A 14,998-nucleotide genomic window follows, 5' to 3' on the forward strand; every position below is an offset into this window, starting at 1 on the left:
GTTGTGTGCAGATGATTTCCAACGTGAATCGATTGTCCCTGGCGGTCGGCATGGTCATCGCGACCCTGGTCGGTCAGGCCGTGGCAGCGCCTGCGCCCTCGGAGAACGCCACGATCAATCTGATCCGCTTGCTGGTCGAGCAGGGCATTCTGAAACAGGACAAGGCTGACGCGCTGATCGCTCAGGCGCAGAACGAAGCCGCGCAAGCCAAACAGGCCGCCGCATCCACCGCCGTAGTTGCCGCCGGGCCGGTCGCAGCGCCGGGCGATGTGCGCGTGCAATATGTGCCGACAGCGGTGCGTGACCAGATCCGCGACCAGGTCAAAGCCGAAGTCATGGCCACCGCCAAACAGGAAAACTGGGCCGCACCCAACACCTTCCCGGACTGGATTTCCCGCGTGAGTTTCGACGGCGACATTCGTTTGCGTGACGAATCGCGCTATTACTCGGGCAGCAACAGCAACGAAATCGTCGACTTCGCCAAGCTCAACAACAACGGCCCGTACGACGTAAACCCCAATAGCAGCACCAACCTGCCGCCGCTGCTCAACACCCGCGAAGACCGCGAAAACCTGTTCCGCCTGCGCGCGCGTCTGGGCATGAAAGCCGTGATCTCGCCGGAATGGACCGCTGGCATCCGCATCGGCACCGGCTCGGACAACAATCCGGTTTCCACCACGCAAAGCCTCGGCGGCGGGTTCGCCAAAAAAGACATCTGGCTCGATCAGGGTTATCTGAGCTGGAAGCCTTCGGATGAGTTGACCCTGACCGGTGGCCGATTTGCCAACCCGTTCATGTCCACCGACATGCTCTATTCCAACGACTTGAACTTCGACGGCGTGGCAGCGATTTTCGACCACAAACTCAGCCGCGACTGGGGCGTGTTCGGCACCGTCGGCGCGTTCCCGGTCGAGTACACCAACGACACCGCATCGAGCAACGGCTTCGACAAGGAAGACAGCGACAACAAGTGGCTGTACGGCGCGCAGCTTGGCGCGAAATGGGCGATCAACAGCAACAACCGCATCAAGGGTGCGTTGGCTTATTACCGTTTCGACGACATCGAAGGACAGCGCTCCAGCCCTTGCGAACCGTGGGCCGGCGCGCCGGGTTGCGACACCGATGGCAGCCGCAGCGCGTTCATGCAGAAGGGCAACAGCGTGTTCCTGCTGCGCGACATCACGCCGAACCCGCTCAACCCGTCGACCACGCCGCAGCCGCAATTCGTTGGCCTGGCTTCGGAGTTCAACCTGCTTGATCTGAACGTGGTGTGGGACGCCGATCTGCCAGAAGACTTCAAACTGCGCAGCCAGGGCAACTACATCCACAACCTCAGCTACGACGAAGGCGACATGCGCAAGCGCTCGGCCGGGCAGATCGTCAACAACCTCGACAGCAACGGCAACGTCGAAAGTGGCGCCAATGCGTGGATGGTGCAGTTCACGCTCGGCACCGCGCTGGAGCTGAAGAAGCAGGGCGACTGGAACCTGTTCGCGGGCTACAAATACATCCAGCCGGATGCCTTGCCGGACGGCTTCAACGATTCCTCGTTCCACCTCGGCGGCACCAACGCCAAGGGTTACTTCCTCGGCGCCAACTACGGTCTGGCGAAAAACGTCTACGCCACGGGCCGCTGGTTGAGTTCCGAAGCGGTGTACGGCGCGCCGTACGACATCGACGTCATGCAGCTTGAGATCAACACGCGCTTCTAAGGCGCCGGGAGAGGCTAATGCACATGCGGATTTTGTTGTTCGGTTTGGGTTTTCTGGTCGCCAGCGGGGCCAGCGCCGAAGGCATGGAAGAACGCCTGCGCACCCAGTTGCGCAGCACCACGCAACAGCTGCAAGCCCTGCAAAGTCAGCAGGCTCAGGCCAGCGCCGCGCAACTGGCGGCGCAGAACGAGGCCAAGGCTGCGCAGGCGCAGATCAAGCAATTGAGCGCCGAACTGGCCAAGGCCAAGGGCGTCGCCGAGCAACTGGCCGGGCAACAGCAAAACCTGCACAGCCAGGCGCAGGCGCAAGTGGCGGCGAGCAACGAGCAGACCGGCAAGTTCAAAAAGGCCTATGACGAGTTGCTGGTCATGGCCCGTGCCAAAGAGGCGGAAAGGTCTAAGCTTCAGGCGCAATTGACTGAACGTGACACACAAGTGCAGCAATGTTCAGTCAAGAATCAGCAAATGTACGGCGTGGCCAAGCAGATCCTCACCGCCTACGAAAACATCGATGTGGCCGAGGTGATGAAGATCCGCCAGCCCTTCGCCGGCACGGCCCGGGTCAAGTTCGAAGAACTGACGCAAGGCTTTGGCGACGATCTGTACAAGACCCAATTCGACGCGCCACAAGCGGCGCTCGCACACTGATTGTTATTAGACGGATCAACAAGGAAGAACCCCATGACTCAATTGATCACCCACGTTTCCCCGCAATCGCTGACCGACGTGCTGCAAGCCGCCGGTTATCGCGTCAATCAGACCGAACAGAACGGCATCGTCCAGTTGCTCAGCGCCAGTCAGGGCATTGGCTACGCGGTGCGTTTCGGCAATCCGGCGGTGGAGCAGGGCAGTTTCGTTGACTTCACGTTCAGCTGCGCCTTGCGTGTGCAGGGTGAGTTGCCGGTCGGTGTGGCCGAGCAATGGAACGCCTCGCGCCGCTTCGCTCGGTTGTCGTTGCAGGGCGAGTTTCTGGTGATGGAAATGGACGTGGTAGTTGCGGCGGGCGTCAGCAATGAACACCTGCGCGGCAACCTGGAATTGTGGGATCGCTTGCTGCAGGAATTCATCGTGTACCTGCGTGATTTCGCGCAGAACGGAGCGGCTGCGCAGACTGCGAAAGTCGCGGTCGCCGAGCAAGAGGAAGTCGCGCTGTGAAGAAACCGGCCATGGTAATCAGCGCTGCGGCTGTAGCGCTGTTGGTGGTCGCCGTGGCGCTGGTGGTGCGACCGGGCAGTGACCCGGTTGCCGCTCAACAACCGTCGCCAGTGGCGGCGGTTGCGAGCGGGCCGGCGGTTGCACGGCTGGGCAATCAGCAGGTTTCGCCGGAGGAATTGCAGACGCTGCTCGCGACCGTGCCTGAGGCGACGCGCGAGCAACTGCGCGGCAACCGCGAGGCGCTGGAACGCTGGATTCGTGCGCGCCTGGCGGAGAAAGCCGTGCTGGAACAGGCGGATGCGCAGGGCTGGGCGCAGCGTCCCGAGGTTGCACGGCAGACGCGTGCGGCCACCGAGCAGATTGTGTTCCGTGATTACTTGCAGTCGGTAAGTCAGGTGCCAGCGGATTACCCGAGCGCGGCTGAACTGCAGCAAGCGTATGACGCGGGCAAAGCCAATTGGCAAACGCCGGCGTTGTATCGGGTCAGTCAGATTTTTCTCGGTGTGAGTGACGCGCAAAATCTGGATGCGGTGCGCAAGCAGGCGGGGGAGTTGAGCAAGAAAGCGCAGACCGCACCCTCCGAGTTTGCCGTGCTTGCCAAGGAATTTTCTCAGGATCGGATCACCGCCGAACGCGGCGGCGACACCGGCCTGCAACCCTTGCAGCAATTGGTGCCGGAAGTGCGCAGCGCAGTCGCGCGGCTCAAGGTCGGCGCAGTCTCCGATCCGGTACAAAGCAGCGCCGGGTTGCACATCATCAAACTCACCGAACAACAACCGGCGCGCACCGCGACGTTGGTTGAACTGCGCGACCAACTGACCCAAGCCCTGCGTGCGCAACGTCAGGAACAAATCGCCCAGGCCTACCTGGACGGCATGCTTAACACCGCGACCCTGAGCATCGACGGCGCCGAACTCAACAAGATCCTGGAGCAAAAAAACTGATTTTCGCTTCACCGAAATCCCTGTGGGAGCTGCGGTGGATGTGTGTAACGACCAACAACAAAGATCGACAGGGAGTCATCGATGTCATTCACCGAACCCGCAGGACGACCGGGCAACCCCGATTTTCGCTGGCCGCAGGACAGCGCCGAACCCCAGATTCACCTCCGAACCCTGTGGGAGCTGGCTTGCCAGCGATGAGGCCGGTAAATCCAGCATCATTGGCGCCTGACACTCCGCCATCGCTGGCAAGTCGAATCGTCGCACCGCAGCTCCCACAGTGGATGTGTGTAACGACCAACAACAAAGATCGACAGGGAGTCATCGATGTCATTCACCGAACCCGCAGGACGACCGGGCAACCCCGATTTTCGCTGGCCGCAGGACAAAGCCGAACCCTGGCTGGCCGAGGCCGCGAGCATCGAGGGCGAGATCGCACAATACTTTCTGGTCAGCGCCCGTTGCGGCTGCTTCATGCAAGCCGCGCGCAGCCTCAACGTGCGCTCGACCCTGCTGCGCAAACAACTCGCGCTGCTTGAACAAACCCTGCAACGCTCACTGTTCAGCTTCCAGGGCAGCGCCCTCAGCCTGACCCGCGAGGGCCAACAATTGCAGGCGCAACTGATCGCCCTCGCACACGAACGCAAACTGCCGGTGATCGAACAGCCACTGATCCGCCTCGCCGTCGCCGAATCGATCCTGCACGACATCCTCGGCCGCGACCTCATCGCATTACTGCGACGCAACGCCAGTGTCCGTCTGGAAATCATCGCCCTCGACAGCGAACTGGCCCTGCAAAGCATCAGCGCCGACATCGTCCTCTGGCTCGCCCCCGGCGACACCCCAACCCCGGGCCCGACCTTCGCCACCAGCCAACCACAACGCCTCGCACAACTCGACTACCTGCCACACATCGCCAAACGCTACTCCCGCGTCACCGCGCGCCCGGAAAGCCCCGAAGACCTCGCCGATTTCATGCTGGTGCAGTGGCAGCATGACCGCCAGATCGACAGCTTTCGGCCGTGGAATGAACTGGTCGAGCAGCGGTTGGCTGGGGTGGTGCAGATGCAGTCGTATGAGCTGATGCTGGAGATGATTCGCTGTAGCGCATGTATTGGGTTGTTGCCGATGTACATGAGCCGCTTTGATCGTGGGTTGGTTGCGTTGCCTGGGTTGTTTGAAGAGGCGATGCGGTTGCGGGTTTGGTTGGCGGTGAATGAGCATTCGCGGGACGTCGCTGAAGTGCAAACCCTTGTGGAGTTGATTCAGCGCACGTTTAGTGAGCGGGGGGAGTGGTTTGAATAACTGCGTAAAAGGACGGACTTATTTAATTAAATAAATCCGTCCCCGTTGTTGCCGAACGCTAGGTAAGTTTTACCTCAATATCATCTAGCTCTATGTAGTCTCGAAGATTACCGCTCCCGGGTACGATTTGAGCGTAGATTGCAAACGAAGAAAATGGCTTCCCAATCGGCATGCGGAGAGGGGTTTGGGTCAGGTCCGGTACTGTAATAATCGAGTTGCCTGAGGCGTCAAAAAACTCGATCGAGTTGGCAGTCTGCGTATTCCTAACGGAGTATTTGATCTCCATCCCGCTCAACCCATTCAAGGAGACTCGAACAATGTCATTGATTTTCAGACATTGGCTTTTCCCCGTGTGTATAACGGGCCCCACACCAGTGAAGTCTCCGGAAATCCGGTCATGACGAATATTGGTGATCGTCAGTTGTCCGATGTTCGCACTTTGCCCAACCGCCAAAACAGTGGTTGGAATAAGCGAGAAATCCTCTTTGAGAGTTGTAGGAGAGCCACCAATTACGTTGGCTGTAGCGGTTTTTGATGGGGCGTTACCCGTCCCGGCCCTGAGCCGCTCGTACTTGATCCGCACCTGACTATTGGCAATCACCTTTGCATTGGGTATTTGCCAGGAAAACAGCCCTGGAACGTTGGTGATTGGCAAAGTCTCGTCATGGGTTGCGACCACAGCGCCGTTCAGCAACGCCTCGAAGATTAGATGAATCTCATCCCCCGCCTGCCAGATCGAGGGAATCAGATGAACCAGCGCCCACAACGGCCCGCCATTCATCTTGCCCAGATCAACGATGGCCGGATTGTCACCGTTGTCTCCGAGGATTTCCTGAAGGATGGCCTCCAGCAGTTCCGCCCAATCGAGATGCACATCAACCTCACACGCCTTCGACCAGAATTTCTGCGAGTTGAATACTCCCATCGATGACGTACCGGAAAAGTCGCCGACCTGATTGATGACGTTACACTTGAATACGAACTGCCGATTGTTAGGGTCGTGGGCAAAATCGGCAGCGTAAAAGGTCAATTCCACTGGCCTGCTTTCGGGGTTGGGATCCTGTAGTGTTGGCACGAGCTGATGGGTCAGGGTTTTACCACCGTAGTTAACGGTCAACAGGTCATACGGCGCCATGCCTGGATAACTTATTCTCGCCTTTACACCCGCCACCGCTTCGTTGGGGCCGATGCTCTTCGGGGTGACATCAATGCTCAGTAACGAATTGCCGGGGTTCTGATCCGTATCATTGCCGGCGGGGTCTTCGAGGTAGTGCAACACGGACAGCTCTGACGAATCCTCATTGCTCGACTGGCGCTGGACGCTGACCTTCAATGTGGTGACTCCGTCCGGGAACATGCTCGGCGGCAGGAAAAACTCAAACGGTGAGGTCGTATCTTTGGTGATCTGGACCGGGACCGGCGCAGGTGAGCCATTGATGAAAATCCGTCCGGTCTCATTGGGCAGTTGACCCCAATAAGGCCCACACAACACCAACAGCCCCCGTGGATCCGCGTAATAGTTGAGCCGGGAGACCCCGACCTCGGCGCCCGGGTAAGAGATTGGGTAGGTCTTGCTTGGAATATCGGGCTTTGTCAGTGCCAGGGCGACGATGGGGCCGCCGCTCGATGCGGGATTGTTCATGGCACGCAACTCCTTGATGAATGATGTGCCATGAAAACCCGGTGCGATTCTTTCGGCTACTGTCAGATCTGACAGGTGGCGACGAGTGGTCTTTGTTGGCGTGGTCTGCGAGGCTTCAGACTGCTAACGAAACGGGACGGGTAGATTAATTAAATCAATCCGTCTAGGTTTTTACTTGACATAGACATATATGGCTTGAAAGTTTGGATGGTCTGCATGCAAGTGGCTTTGGTTACTCCACCTACAAAACCAATACCCCAGCTCTCCAGTACTCAGCGTGCCCGATGTCGATGTCCATGTTCCATGCGAACAACCTAGATCCTGATATATCGCGGGCGTAAAGCTTCGGCTGTGAGTCTGGAGCTCGGATAAGGAAAAAAGTCTTCCGCCATCTGCGGCGGCTAAACGCGTAGCGCCCCGCCAGGTAAGGTCATCCCCAACAATCCAGAAGCGGAAAACCACCCTATATACGACCCCAGATGTCGTGACGGTATAGCTTTTACTCCGACTCGCCGCGTCGGTGGCGGTAACAATAGCAACCCCGTTCGCGCGAGCATAAGACCTACCGTTTTGATCGACAGATACGATATCCGTATCGCTGGAACTATAGGTAATTCCACCAACCACACTTGTGGCCTTTCGATCTATATAGCTCCCGCTTATCGGATTGGACGGCCAAAAATATTCATGATACTGAGCTGGAAAACCGTAAGCGTAGTACCGGGTGGCTGACAAATGCACCGGACTCACATCCATATCTGGGCCAGGTAAACCGATCCCCACGACCTGAGCTAAGGCCTCTTTGGAAATACCGATAACTTTTCCTCCACTTATCTGCTCGTACCAAACCTTTAACTGACTACCTGCAATGACGTTCACATTTGGAATGTCGATTGATATCTGCCCCGGCACTTGGCCGACCGTAATCGTTACATCGTAACTGCCAACTACCGCACCATTTACCCATGCCTCGACGATGAGATGAATCTGATCCCCCGGTTTCCATATGGCCTGAATCAAATGAATCAACGCCCACAACGGCCCGCCATTCATTTTGTCCAGATCAACTTCTTCGGGTTTGTCGTTGTTGTCGCTAAGGACTTCCCGGAGTATCGGCTGCTCAAGCAAGACCTGATCTAAGCGGGTCACGACCTCAAGTTCCTTAGACCAGTTATCCAGTGCATTGAATTGCCCATCATGCGTTGTGCCCGAACGGTTATTTAATTGACTGACAACGTTGTATTTGATTTTAAAAGAGGGATTGTTCCGTCCGTTGGCGAAATCTGGTGTGGTCAGGATGATTTTGATGGGTTTGGTCAGATCCGGGTTGGGGTCGGTGATTGTCGGTTCGATCTTGTGAGTAAGAATGACGCCACCGCAATCGACAGTGATCAAATCGTAAAGGTGCTTGTCCACGAAATCGAGAATCAGCTCCACACCTATCGCCGCCTGCGTCGCATCGATAATGAGGTGGCTGATGCTGAGGAGCAATTTCGAGTGTCCACCGCCAGGAAACGCTTCGTCCCCAGCAGGTGCGTAGATGTGATATAGCACATCAAGCGGCGGTGACAGTTCGGTATTGCCCGACGGGCGTTCAACCCCGCAGTGCAACAAGTTGACACCCTCCTGCAGGAGACTGGTAGGCAAGCGCAATTCAACAGCCGCGCCGATGTTCATGACGACATCACTGCTGATCGGATTTGGATCGCCGTTCAGGAACAGGTGGACAATTTCATAAAGAGCCTGGCCTTGCCAAGGCCCGAACAGCACAACCATACCCTGAGGGTTCTGGTGGTGATGGACTATCGACACACCGATGGTCGCTCCGATGACGGGCGCGGTCTTAAGCAGAATTTGCGGAGGTGTGAGGGCAAGAATATTGACGGGTGACGAGGGGGGAGTAGTCATGACGGATGCTCGCTCTGGGACGGATGGAGGCCTGCATCATCAGAGCATCGGGTGCGCGTCGTGCCTACTGTCAGATCTGACAGGTGGCGACGAGTGGTCGTTGTTGGCGTGGTCTGCGAGGCTTCAGACGGCTAACGAAACGGGACGGATAAATTAATTAAATAAATCCGTCCCCGGTGTTTATCTTGTTACTGCGAAAAACACCCTTTCGGGTTGTTACATTTGATTGTACGCATGGTTAATCAAATGGCTTGATGCACCAGGCGCCGCGAGGAATTAACGGAAGGCCATTGTCAGCAATCTGTGACACGGTTAAATACGTAGAGGGCGGCGCACTCCAGACTGCTATTTGATAATTCGGAGAGACTTCCAGTCCCAGAAAATACGCCTTATTGATGGCTGTTCTGTACACTCTTGCCAGGTCTAGATGCATTATATTGACCATGGGTTCGATGAGGTGAGTTCCGCCCATCGAACTAATCCAGGTAGTTGCTTGAGCACGGTTGAATTCGCCTTCGTGAACTATGGTTCTCCAAATATTGGTGACTTTGACCCTGTAAGAAGCAGTAGCTCCGCGGCTGTCTATAACAGTAATTATGGCAGTGCCATTTTTCTCTCCAATGACTTTGCCGTCTGAAATGCCGACCGGTGCAATCTGAGGATTATCTGATAAGTATCGATAAGGTGGGTCGCCACCCTTTGCGAGGCGTATTTCGGAATTGCCAATTGATTCTTCCCCGGACCTCGGGTAGGAAAGTTTGATAGAAAATCCAGAGAGAATCATGGCGCTCTCGTCTATTGACAAAGGCTCCGTGATTATTAGATTTCGTGCATTCGAATTCGGGGGAGTGCTTGGGTAAAGCGCTTTGGCAAACAATCGGTATGCGCCCGGTTTTGTATTGAAAGTCAACTCCCAAGCCGTTGTCGTTGCATCGGCAATGGCCTTGCCTTCGGATACTTCCCCAGTGCCATCATCAGAGAAGATTTCAACGTATTCTCCACTACTTGCTTCGCCCTTTAATCTTAGCGTGGCGCTGTTGCTGCTACCACCTTCAAGCACTTCGGTATTTTTTGAATCCAGTACGTGGATAAGTTTTGGGACTATGAGCTGTTGTTGAGCACGGATTTCGATAGACGTTGTCGACGACAAACGGAAATCGTGTAATTGATTTTCTACCCTTCCGCTCACCTGATGGATACCGTCCCCAATCTGCAGAAGATCAGCGGCCGTCATGGTGTAAGAGATCGGGTTGGCAGGATGGACGTACGGAATTGTCTTGTTCCACGTCCCAACGTACACCTTGACCTCGTCATATGCGCGCGGGTAGTTGCGAGTGCAAGTGAACGTGGTCACTTGTCCCGGGGTGACGATGGGCGGGTGGCTGAGCGTGAGGTCGGAAACCGGATGGTTGAACAGCACATCCAGTGGCGGGGAGTCCTCGAAATTGCCGCCCAGCCGATCCACCCGGTAGAAAATCGCAGCGACACCGTTAATCAGCAATCCCCACGGCATCCACAGCAACATTCGTTTGTTTTCATCGCCTGGCTGAACGATATGGATCACAGAAGTCTTTTGGCCTTTGATATACAGGGTCACGGTATCGAAAGCAGCCAGCACGCCGCCCAGTGGACCTTGTGCGAGTTGAGCCAACATCTGCAAGGGGTCAATCACGAAGGCCAAGGGTTGAGTCGGCGAATACAGGGGTTCGGGTACGCCGTAATCCGCGGTTCCCGGCGGAAGCACCGTCGTACTCGCGCCGGGTATGAAGAAAGGAGCCAGCCTTGTTATTAATGCGTCGTCGGCTTCTTGTGAATTGACGTTGATGCTCATCTTGCTCTCCAGACCCGTGCACTCAGGCCATATTGGGATCGAGCCTCATCACATCGCAAAAGAAGTGATGCGTCACCTGTCAGATGTGACAGGTGGCGACGAATGGTCGGAGTCGGTGTGTGATTGTGGACATCAGGATCAAAAGATCGCAGCCTTCGGCAGCTCCTACAAAGGCTGCGTACGTTCGCGAACAGGCTGCGATCTTTTGATTTTGCTGGGTCAGGCCTGCGATTGGATCTGCCGGCCCAGCACATCCATCACATCACAGCCGTCACGCAACAACATTGCTGCTGCGTGCGCGAGTTGCTGCATGTCTGCGCCTTTGGCTCCGGTGATGTCGAGGCTGGCAAGGCTTTCCATCATCTGTGTCACTGCGAGAAAGCGGCTGGCGGCGCTGGCGTGGAGGACGTCGAGTGGTGCTTGGGTGGAGACCAGAAGGACGGGGATTGCGTCTTCGTTGTGGGTCATTGCGATATGCGTATTCATGGGTGTAGCTCCGTGAGATTCATAAGAGCTGCCACGAAAACGCCGTCAAACGAATTGGGTGGCAACTGTGTGTGGGTTGACGGACCGGCTCTCACGGGCACCGGCGCACCCGAAGATGCCCCGCACACAGTCGCCATAAAGATTGCTGCGGGCACAAGAAGGCTCGAGCAGAGAAAGGCTATGCGCGTCGTGAGAAAGATCCGAGCCGTCAAACCCGATCACGAATGAGTCGTGACAGGCGCGAGGATAGGGAGTGAGGGCAGGGCAGTCAATCGCCGGAGCGCCGGAAAGCGCTGGTTTGCCTGTAGGTCGTTTCCGGCGTGCAGCGTTAAACGCCCGTCCTGTACCATCCGCGACTCTGAAGATTCGAATGGAGCAATTCATGGCAGGCAAGCCACCACGCAAGTCCCGGAAAATGGCGGTCTGCCTGGCCGTGTCATTGCTGATCAACGCAGGTTTTGTGACGGTCGTTGCGCTCAAGGTATTTGGCCAGCGCACGGACATGCTTAAAACCACAGAACCCTTGGTGATTGAAGCGAACAACGACGATGACAACGTCTACGTTCTGCCGCGTGGCACGACGCTTTATTACGAGAAAAGCTATCCCGAAGGGTTCAGCCGTTATCGGGTGTATTTCAATCACAAGGGCGTGATCGCCGGTGATCCGGTCCGTATGGAACCGAAGTATTGGGGCACGCTGATTGATCCGCTGTGGTTGGCGAATATTGATGCGGATACGTTGAAGGGGATATGTACAGGATCTGGCAGATGAGCGTCTGTCCGGTTTAGAGTGCTCGGCCACACAACGATCACGGACGAATCGCCATGCCAGACCACAACCCCGCCATTCACCTCGAACGCTTCAGCGAGCAGCACCTCGATGGCGTTACTGCGCTCTACAACGACCCGGCGGTCGCGCGGCAGGTGTTGCAGATGCCGTTCCAGTCGGTGGAAGTCTGGCGTCAGCGGCTGCTGGCGGACAATGACCGGGCGCTGAAACTGGTCGCGGTGCATCAGGGCGTGGTGATCGGGCAGATCGGGCTGGAAGCTTATTCGCGGATTCGCCGCAGTCATGCAGGCAGTTTCGGCATGGGTGTCGCGACGGCGTGGCAGGGCAAGGGTGTCGGTTCCAAGCTGTTGGCGGCGGCGCTGGATGTGGCCGACAACTGGATGAATCTGCACCGCGTCGAACTGACGGTGTATGCCGACAATGAAGCCGCTATCGGCCTGTATCGCAAGTTCGGTTTCGAGGATGAAGGCCTGTTTCGCGACTATGCGGTGCGCGACGGGCAATGGGTCGACGCCCTGAGCATGGCGCGCCTGCGCAAGGTCTGACCTTTTGTCAGTCAATAGCCGATGAAGCGGCCGTGCAGGCAAATCACTTGCACGGCGGTCATCGGCATCTGCCATGCTCAAAGTCCGCAGCACCGCTTCTCAAAGGAACACCGCAATGGACGACGTACAGCAACTGGGCGAAATGCTCCGCCACTATGCCGACAGCGAAGCGCACAAGAAGCAGCAGTTCGAGACGCAATCGGTGACGTGGGCCACACGTATCACCGAACTGTTCGACAAGATTCAGCAATGGCTGGAACCGGTGCAGGCGCCGGGTTTGCTGGTGGTTGGACGGGAGGCGTATGTCGCGTCCGGGCCGAGTATTCCGGTTGAGACCTCGACCTTCAAGACTGAAAAACTGACCATTGTGATCGCTGGCAAACCGGTGGAGTTTGTGCCGGATGTGATGGGCAATGGCGGGCAGATTTCGCTGGCGGTGATGGGGCTGACGGCGGCGCGTTACGGCAGTATTTCGCTGGTCGGGTTGCCGGGTGGGGAGTGGCAGTGGCGCAAGACTAACGGGTTGAAGGATCCGGATACGTTTGCGTTTGATGCGAACTTTCTGGCGCAGCAACTGCAAAGCCTGATTCCGCGCGAACGCGGCTAAGATCAAGAGCTTACCCCCTCACCCCAACCCTCTCCCCCAAGGGGGCGAGGGGGAAAGGGGGCAGATCTGCGTTTTTTTCAAGTCCTGAGTTCGGCGGGACATTTCAGGTCGGTGTCGTAAGGCCAGACAACTCGATCAGTTCCCTCTCCCTTGGGAGAGGGCTAGGGTGAGGGGCTACCGCTGACACCCCTCACATATCAACATTCCCCCACCCCGGCTTCGCCACCTCCGGCGCCACCGCGTTCACTGTCTTGCCCGTCGCCAATTCAACCCGCCGCGCCACCTCCGGATCATCCGCAAACGGCGTCAGGCTCGCATCCTCCAGACTCTGCGCAGTCTCATTGCGCAAGCAGTACTCCACCGCCAGCCACAAAAACATCACGCCCAGTACATTCAAAAAAATCTCGAACATGACCTGCTCCCTTGATCAGGCGATCTGCGCTTCACGGTGGGCCAGTGCCACGTCGGCAACCCGCACGGTGCGCCACACGTTGTAAGCCATCAGCAGCATGCCGCTGAGGAAGAACACCCCGCCGGCAAAGCGCACGATGAACCCCGGATGACTGGCTTGCAGCGCTTCGACAAACGAGTAAGTCAAAGTGCCGTCCTCGTTGATCGCCCGCCACATCAGGCCCTGGGTGATGCCGTTGACCCACATCGAGGCGATGTACAACACCGTGCCGATGGTCGCCAGCCAGAAGTGCAGGTTGATCAGCGGCGTGCTGTACATCTGCTCGCGGCCGAAGATTTTCGGCACCATGTGGTAGGTCGCGCCGAAGGTGATCATTGCCACCCAACCGAGCGCGCCGGCGTGGACGTGGCCGATGGTCCAGTCGGTGTAGTGCGAGAGGGCGTTGACGGTTTTGATCGCCATCATCGGGCCTTCGAATGTCGACATGCCATAGAACGCCAGCGACAGCACCAGGAAGCGCAGGATCGGGTCGGTGCGCAACTTATGCCAGGCGCCGGACAAGGTCATCATGCCGTTGATCATCCCGCCCCAGCTCGGCGCGAGCAGGATCAGCGACATCGCCATGCCCAGCGACTGTGCCCAGTCCGGCAGTGCGGTGTAATGCAAATGGTGCGGGCCGGCCCAGATGTACAGGGTGATCAGCGCCCAGAAATGCACGATCGACAACCGGTACGAATACACCGGGCGATTGACCTGCTTGGGCACGAAGTAATACATCATCCCGAGGAACCCAGTGGTCAGGAAGAACCCCACCGCGTTGTGTCCGTACCACCACTGCACCATGGCGTCGGTGGCGCCGGAATACACCGGATACGATTTGAACCAGTCCACCGGAATCGCCAGGTGATTGACGATGTGCAGCATGGCGATCACCAGGATGAACGCGCCGAAAAACCAGTTGCCGACATAGATGTGCTTGGTCTTGCGCTGCACCACGGTGGTGAAGAACACCACGGCGTACGCGACCCAGACCACGGCCATCCACACCGCGCCGGAGAATTCGATTTCGGCGTATTCCTTGGTGGTGGTGTAGCCCAGCGGCAAGGTGATAAACATCACCACGATCACCGATTGCCAGCCCCAGAACGTGAACGCGGCGAGCTTGTCCGAGTACAGCCGCACCTGGCAGGTACGCTGCACCGCGTAGTAGCTGGCGGCGAATTGTGCGCTGCCGGCGAAGCCGAAGATCACCAGGCTGGTGTGCAACGGTCGCAAGCGGCCGAAGGTGGTCCACGGCAAGTCCAGATTCATTTCCGGCCATACCAGTTGCGAGGCGATCCATACCCCCATCGCCATGCCCACGACGCCCCAGAAAATAGTGGCGATGACGAATTGGCGGACGACCTTGTAGTTATAAGCCTGTCCGATTGTTGCTGTGCTCATGGTCAGTTCATCCACGGTTGCAAAGTCTTGCCAGGCCACCCGGTCTGGCATGGACTGCACTGTAGAAACACCGTCGGAAACAAAACAGGCTCAGGAATATTCGATTTATGCGGATCAGATCGGAGCACTGCCTGCGGCCATCTGCCGCGCTCTGATACGGTTTTTATCGTTTCAGGTGAATCTGTAACGGGCTGCGCTGCACGTCCATAGTGCCTTCCAGAA

The 14,998-nt window shown here is 57.2% G+C and carries 14 protein-coding genes; 8 read left to right on the plus strand and 6 right to left on the minus strand.

The genetic code is table 11. The annotated features are described in order from the left end of the window. Positions 1-11 precede the first annotated feature (11 nt). The 5 genes from ACOI8A_RS26965 (at position 12) to ACOI8A_RS26985 (ending at position 5,112) form a co-directional block, all read left to right on the plus strand. A complete protein-coding gene (locus ACOI8A_RS26965) occupies positions 12-1,712 on the plus strand; it encodes a putative porin (protein WP_420649931.1) in 1,701 nt (566 codons plus the stop codon). A gap of 17 nt (positions 1,713-1,729) precedes the next feature. Continuing rightward, positions 1,730-2,359 carry a DNA repair protein gene (locus ACOI8A_RS26970; RefSeq protein ID WP_420649930.1) on the plus strand — a complete coding sequence of 210 codons (630 nt, stop codon included), beginning with the start codon at positions 1,730-1,732 and terminating at the stop codon, positions 2,357-2,359. Positions 2,360-2,392: 33 nt separating this feature from the next. Further along, positions 2,393-2,866 carry a YbjN domain-containing protein gene (locus ACOI8A_RS26975; protein ID WP_420649929.1) on the plus strand — a complete coding sequence of 158 codons (474 nt, stop codon included), beginning with the start codon at positions 2,393-2,395 and terminating at the stop codon, positions 2,864-2,866. Beyond that, the gene (locus tag ACOI8A_RS26980; protein ID WP_420649928.1) at positions 2,863-3,810 is read left to right on the plus strand and encodes a peptidylprolyl isomerase; all 948 of its coding nucleotides are present in this window, start codon (positions 2,863-2,865) and stop codon (positions 3,808-3,810) included. The genes ACOI8A_RS26975 and ACOI8A_RS26980 overlap by 4 nt, the downstream gene beginning before the upstream one ends. Before the next feature lie 324 nt (positions 3,811-4,134). Continuing rightward, positions 4,135-5,112, plus strand: a complete 978-nt coding sequence (locus ACOI8A_RS26985; protein WP_420649927.1) for a LysR substrate-binding domain-containing protein — start codon at positions 4,135-4,137, stop codon at positions 5,110-5,112. A gap of 58 nt (positions 5,113-5,170) precedes the next feature. Here the strand turns inward: ACOI8A_RS26985 and ACOI8A_RS26990 are convergent, their stop codons facing one another. The 4 genes from ACOI8A_RS26990 to ACOI8A_RS27005 form a co-directional block, all read right to left on the minus strand. Next, the gene (locus ACOI8A_RS26990) at positions 5,171-6,754 is read right to left on the minus strand and encodes a hypothetical protein (protein ID WP_420649926.1); all 1,584 of its coding nucleotides are present in this window, start codon (positions 6,752-6,754) and stop codon (positions 5,171-5,173) included. Between the two features lie 171 nt (positions 6,755-6,925). After that, on the minus strand, positions 6,926-8,662 hold the full coding sequence (locus tag ACOI8A_RS26995; protein ID WP_420651447.1) for a hypothetical protein: 1,737 nt from the start codon (positions 8,660-8,662) through the stop codon (positions 6,926-6,928). 238 nt (positions 8,663-8,900) lie between these two features. Next, the gene (locus tag ACOI8A_RS27000; RefSeq protein WP_420649924.1) at positions 8,901-10,493 is read right to left on the minus strand and encodes a hypothetical protein; all 1,593 of its coding nucleotides are present in this window, start codon (positions 10,491-10,493) and stop codon (positions 8,901-8,903) included. A gap of 219 nt (positions 10,494-10,712) precedes the next feature. Then, on the minus strand, positions 10,713-10,979 hold the full coding sequence (locus ACOI8A_RS27005) for a short-chain dehydrogenase (protein WP_420649923.1): 267 nt from the start codon (positions 10,977-10,979) through the stop codon (positions 10,713-10,715). A gap of 382 nt (positions 10,980-11,361) precedes the next feature. On the opposite strand from ACOI8A_RS27005, the gene ACOI8A_RS27010 reads away from it, so the two are divergent. The 3 genes from ACOI8A_RS27010 (at position 11,362) to ACOI8A_RS27020 (ending at position 12,921) form a co-directional block, all read left to right on the plus strand. Then, complete coding sequence (locus ACOI8A_RS27010) at positions 11,362-11,751, plus strand: hypothetical protein (RefSeq protein WP_420649922.1); 390 nt, start codon at positions 11,362-11,364, stop codon at positions 11,749-11,751. 53 nt (positions 11,752-11,804) lie between these two features. Continuing rightward, a complete protein-coding gene (locus ACOI8A_RS27015; protein ID WP_420649921.1) occupies positions 11,805-12,314 on the plus strand; it encodes a GNAT family N-acetyltransferase in 510 nt (169 codons plus the stop codon). Between the two features lie 115 nt (positions 12,315-12,429). Further along, the gene (locus ACOI8A_RS27020; protein ID WP_420649920.1) at positions 12,430-12,921 is read left to right on the plus strand and encodes a hypothetical protein; all 492 of its coding nucleotides are present in this window, start codon (positions 12,430-12,432) and stop codon (positions 12,919-12,921) included. Between the two features lie 190 nt (positions 12,922-13,111). Here ACOI8A_RS27020 and ACOI8A_RS27025 read toward each other — a convergent pair whose 3' ends face one another. Next, the gene (locus ACOI8A_RS27025; RefSeq protein WP_420649919.1) at positions 13,112-13,333 is read right to left on the minus strand and encodes a cbb3-type cytochrome c oxidase subunit 3; all 222 of its coding nucleotides are present in this window, start codon (positions 13,331-13,333) and stop codon (positions 13,112-13,114) included. A gap of 15 nt (positions 13,334-13,348) precedes the next feature. Next, positions 13,349-14,776 carry a cytochrome-c oxidase, cbb3-type subunit I gene (ccoN, locus tag ACOI8A_RS27030; RefSeq protein ID WP_420649918.1) on the minus strand — a complete coding sequence of 476 codons (1,428 nt, stop codon included), beginning with the start codon at positions 14,774-14,776 and terminating at the stop codon, positions 13,349-13,351. Positions 14,777-14,998 lie beyond the last annotated feature (222 nt).

Source organism: Pseudomonas sp. P4795, assembly GCF_048822895.1.
GTDB lineage: Bacteria > Pseudomonadota > Gammaproteobacteria > Pseudomonadales > Pseudomonadaceae > Aquipseudomonas.

What these genes read in the sequence shown, in the direction of transcription:
- ccoN (WP_420649918.1), bottom strand. Translation starts at nt 14,776, where the DNA reads ATGAGCACAGCAACAATCGGACAGGCTTATAACTACAAGGTCGTCCGC.
- ACOI8A_RS26990 (WP_420649926.1), bottom strand. Translation starts at nt 6,754, where the DNA reads ATGAACAATCCCGCATCGAGCGGCGGCCCCATCGTCGCCCTGGCACTG.
- ACOI8A_RS27020 (WP_420649920.1), top strand. Translation starts at nt 12,430, where the DNA reads ATGGACGACGTACAGCAACTGGGCGAAATGCTCCGCCACTATGCCGAC.
- ACOI8A_RS26995 (WP_420651447.1), bottom strand. Translation starts at nt 8,662, where the DNA reads ATGACTACTCCCCCCTCGTCACCCGTCAATATTCTTGCCCTCACACCT.
- ACOI8A_RS27005 (WP_420649923.1), bottom strand. Translation starts at nt 10,979, where the DNA reads ATGAATACGCATATCGCAATGACCCACAACGAAGACGCAATCCCCGTC.
- ACOI8A_RS26975 (WP_420649929.1), top strand. Translation starts at nt 2,393, where the DNA reads ATGACTCAATTGATCACCCACGTTTCCCCGCAATCGCTGACCGACGTG.
- ACOI8A_RS26985 (WP_420649927.1), top strand. Translation starts at nt 4,135, where the DNA reads ATGTCATTCACCGAACCCGCAGGACGACCGGGCAACCCCGATTTTCGC.
- ACOI8A_RS27010 (WP_420649922.1), top strand. Translation starts at nt 11,362, where the DNA reads ATGGCAGGCAAGCCACCACGCAAGTCCCGGAAAATGGCGGTCTGCCTG.
- ACOI8A_RS27025 (WP_420649919.1), bottom strand. Translation starts at nt 13,333, where the DNA reads ATGTTCGAGATTTTTTTGAATGTACTGGGCGTGATGTTTTTGTGGCTG.
- ACOI8A_RS27000 (WP_420649924.1), bottom strand. Translation starts at nt 10,493, where the DNA reads ATGAGCATCAACGTCAATTCACAAGAAGCCGACGACGCATTAATAACA.
- ACOI8A_RS26965 (WP_420649931.1), top strand. Translation starts at nt 12, where the DNA reads ATGATTTCCAACGTGAATCGATTGTCCCTGGCGGTCGGCATGGTCATC.
- ACOI8A_RS26970 (WP_420649930.1), top strand. Translation starts at nt 1,730, where the DNA reads ATGCACATGCGGATTTTGTTGTTCGGTTTGGGTTTTCTGGTCGCCAGC.
- ACOI8A_RS27015 (WP_420649921.1), top strand. Translation starts at nt 11,805, where the DNA reads ATGCCAGACCACAACCCCGCCATTCACCTCGAACGCTTCAGCGAGCAG.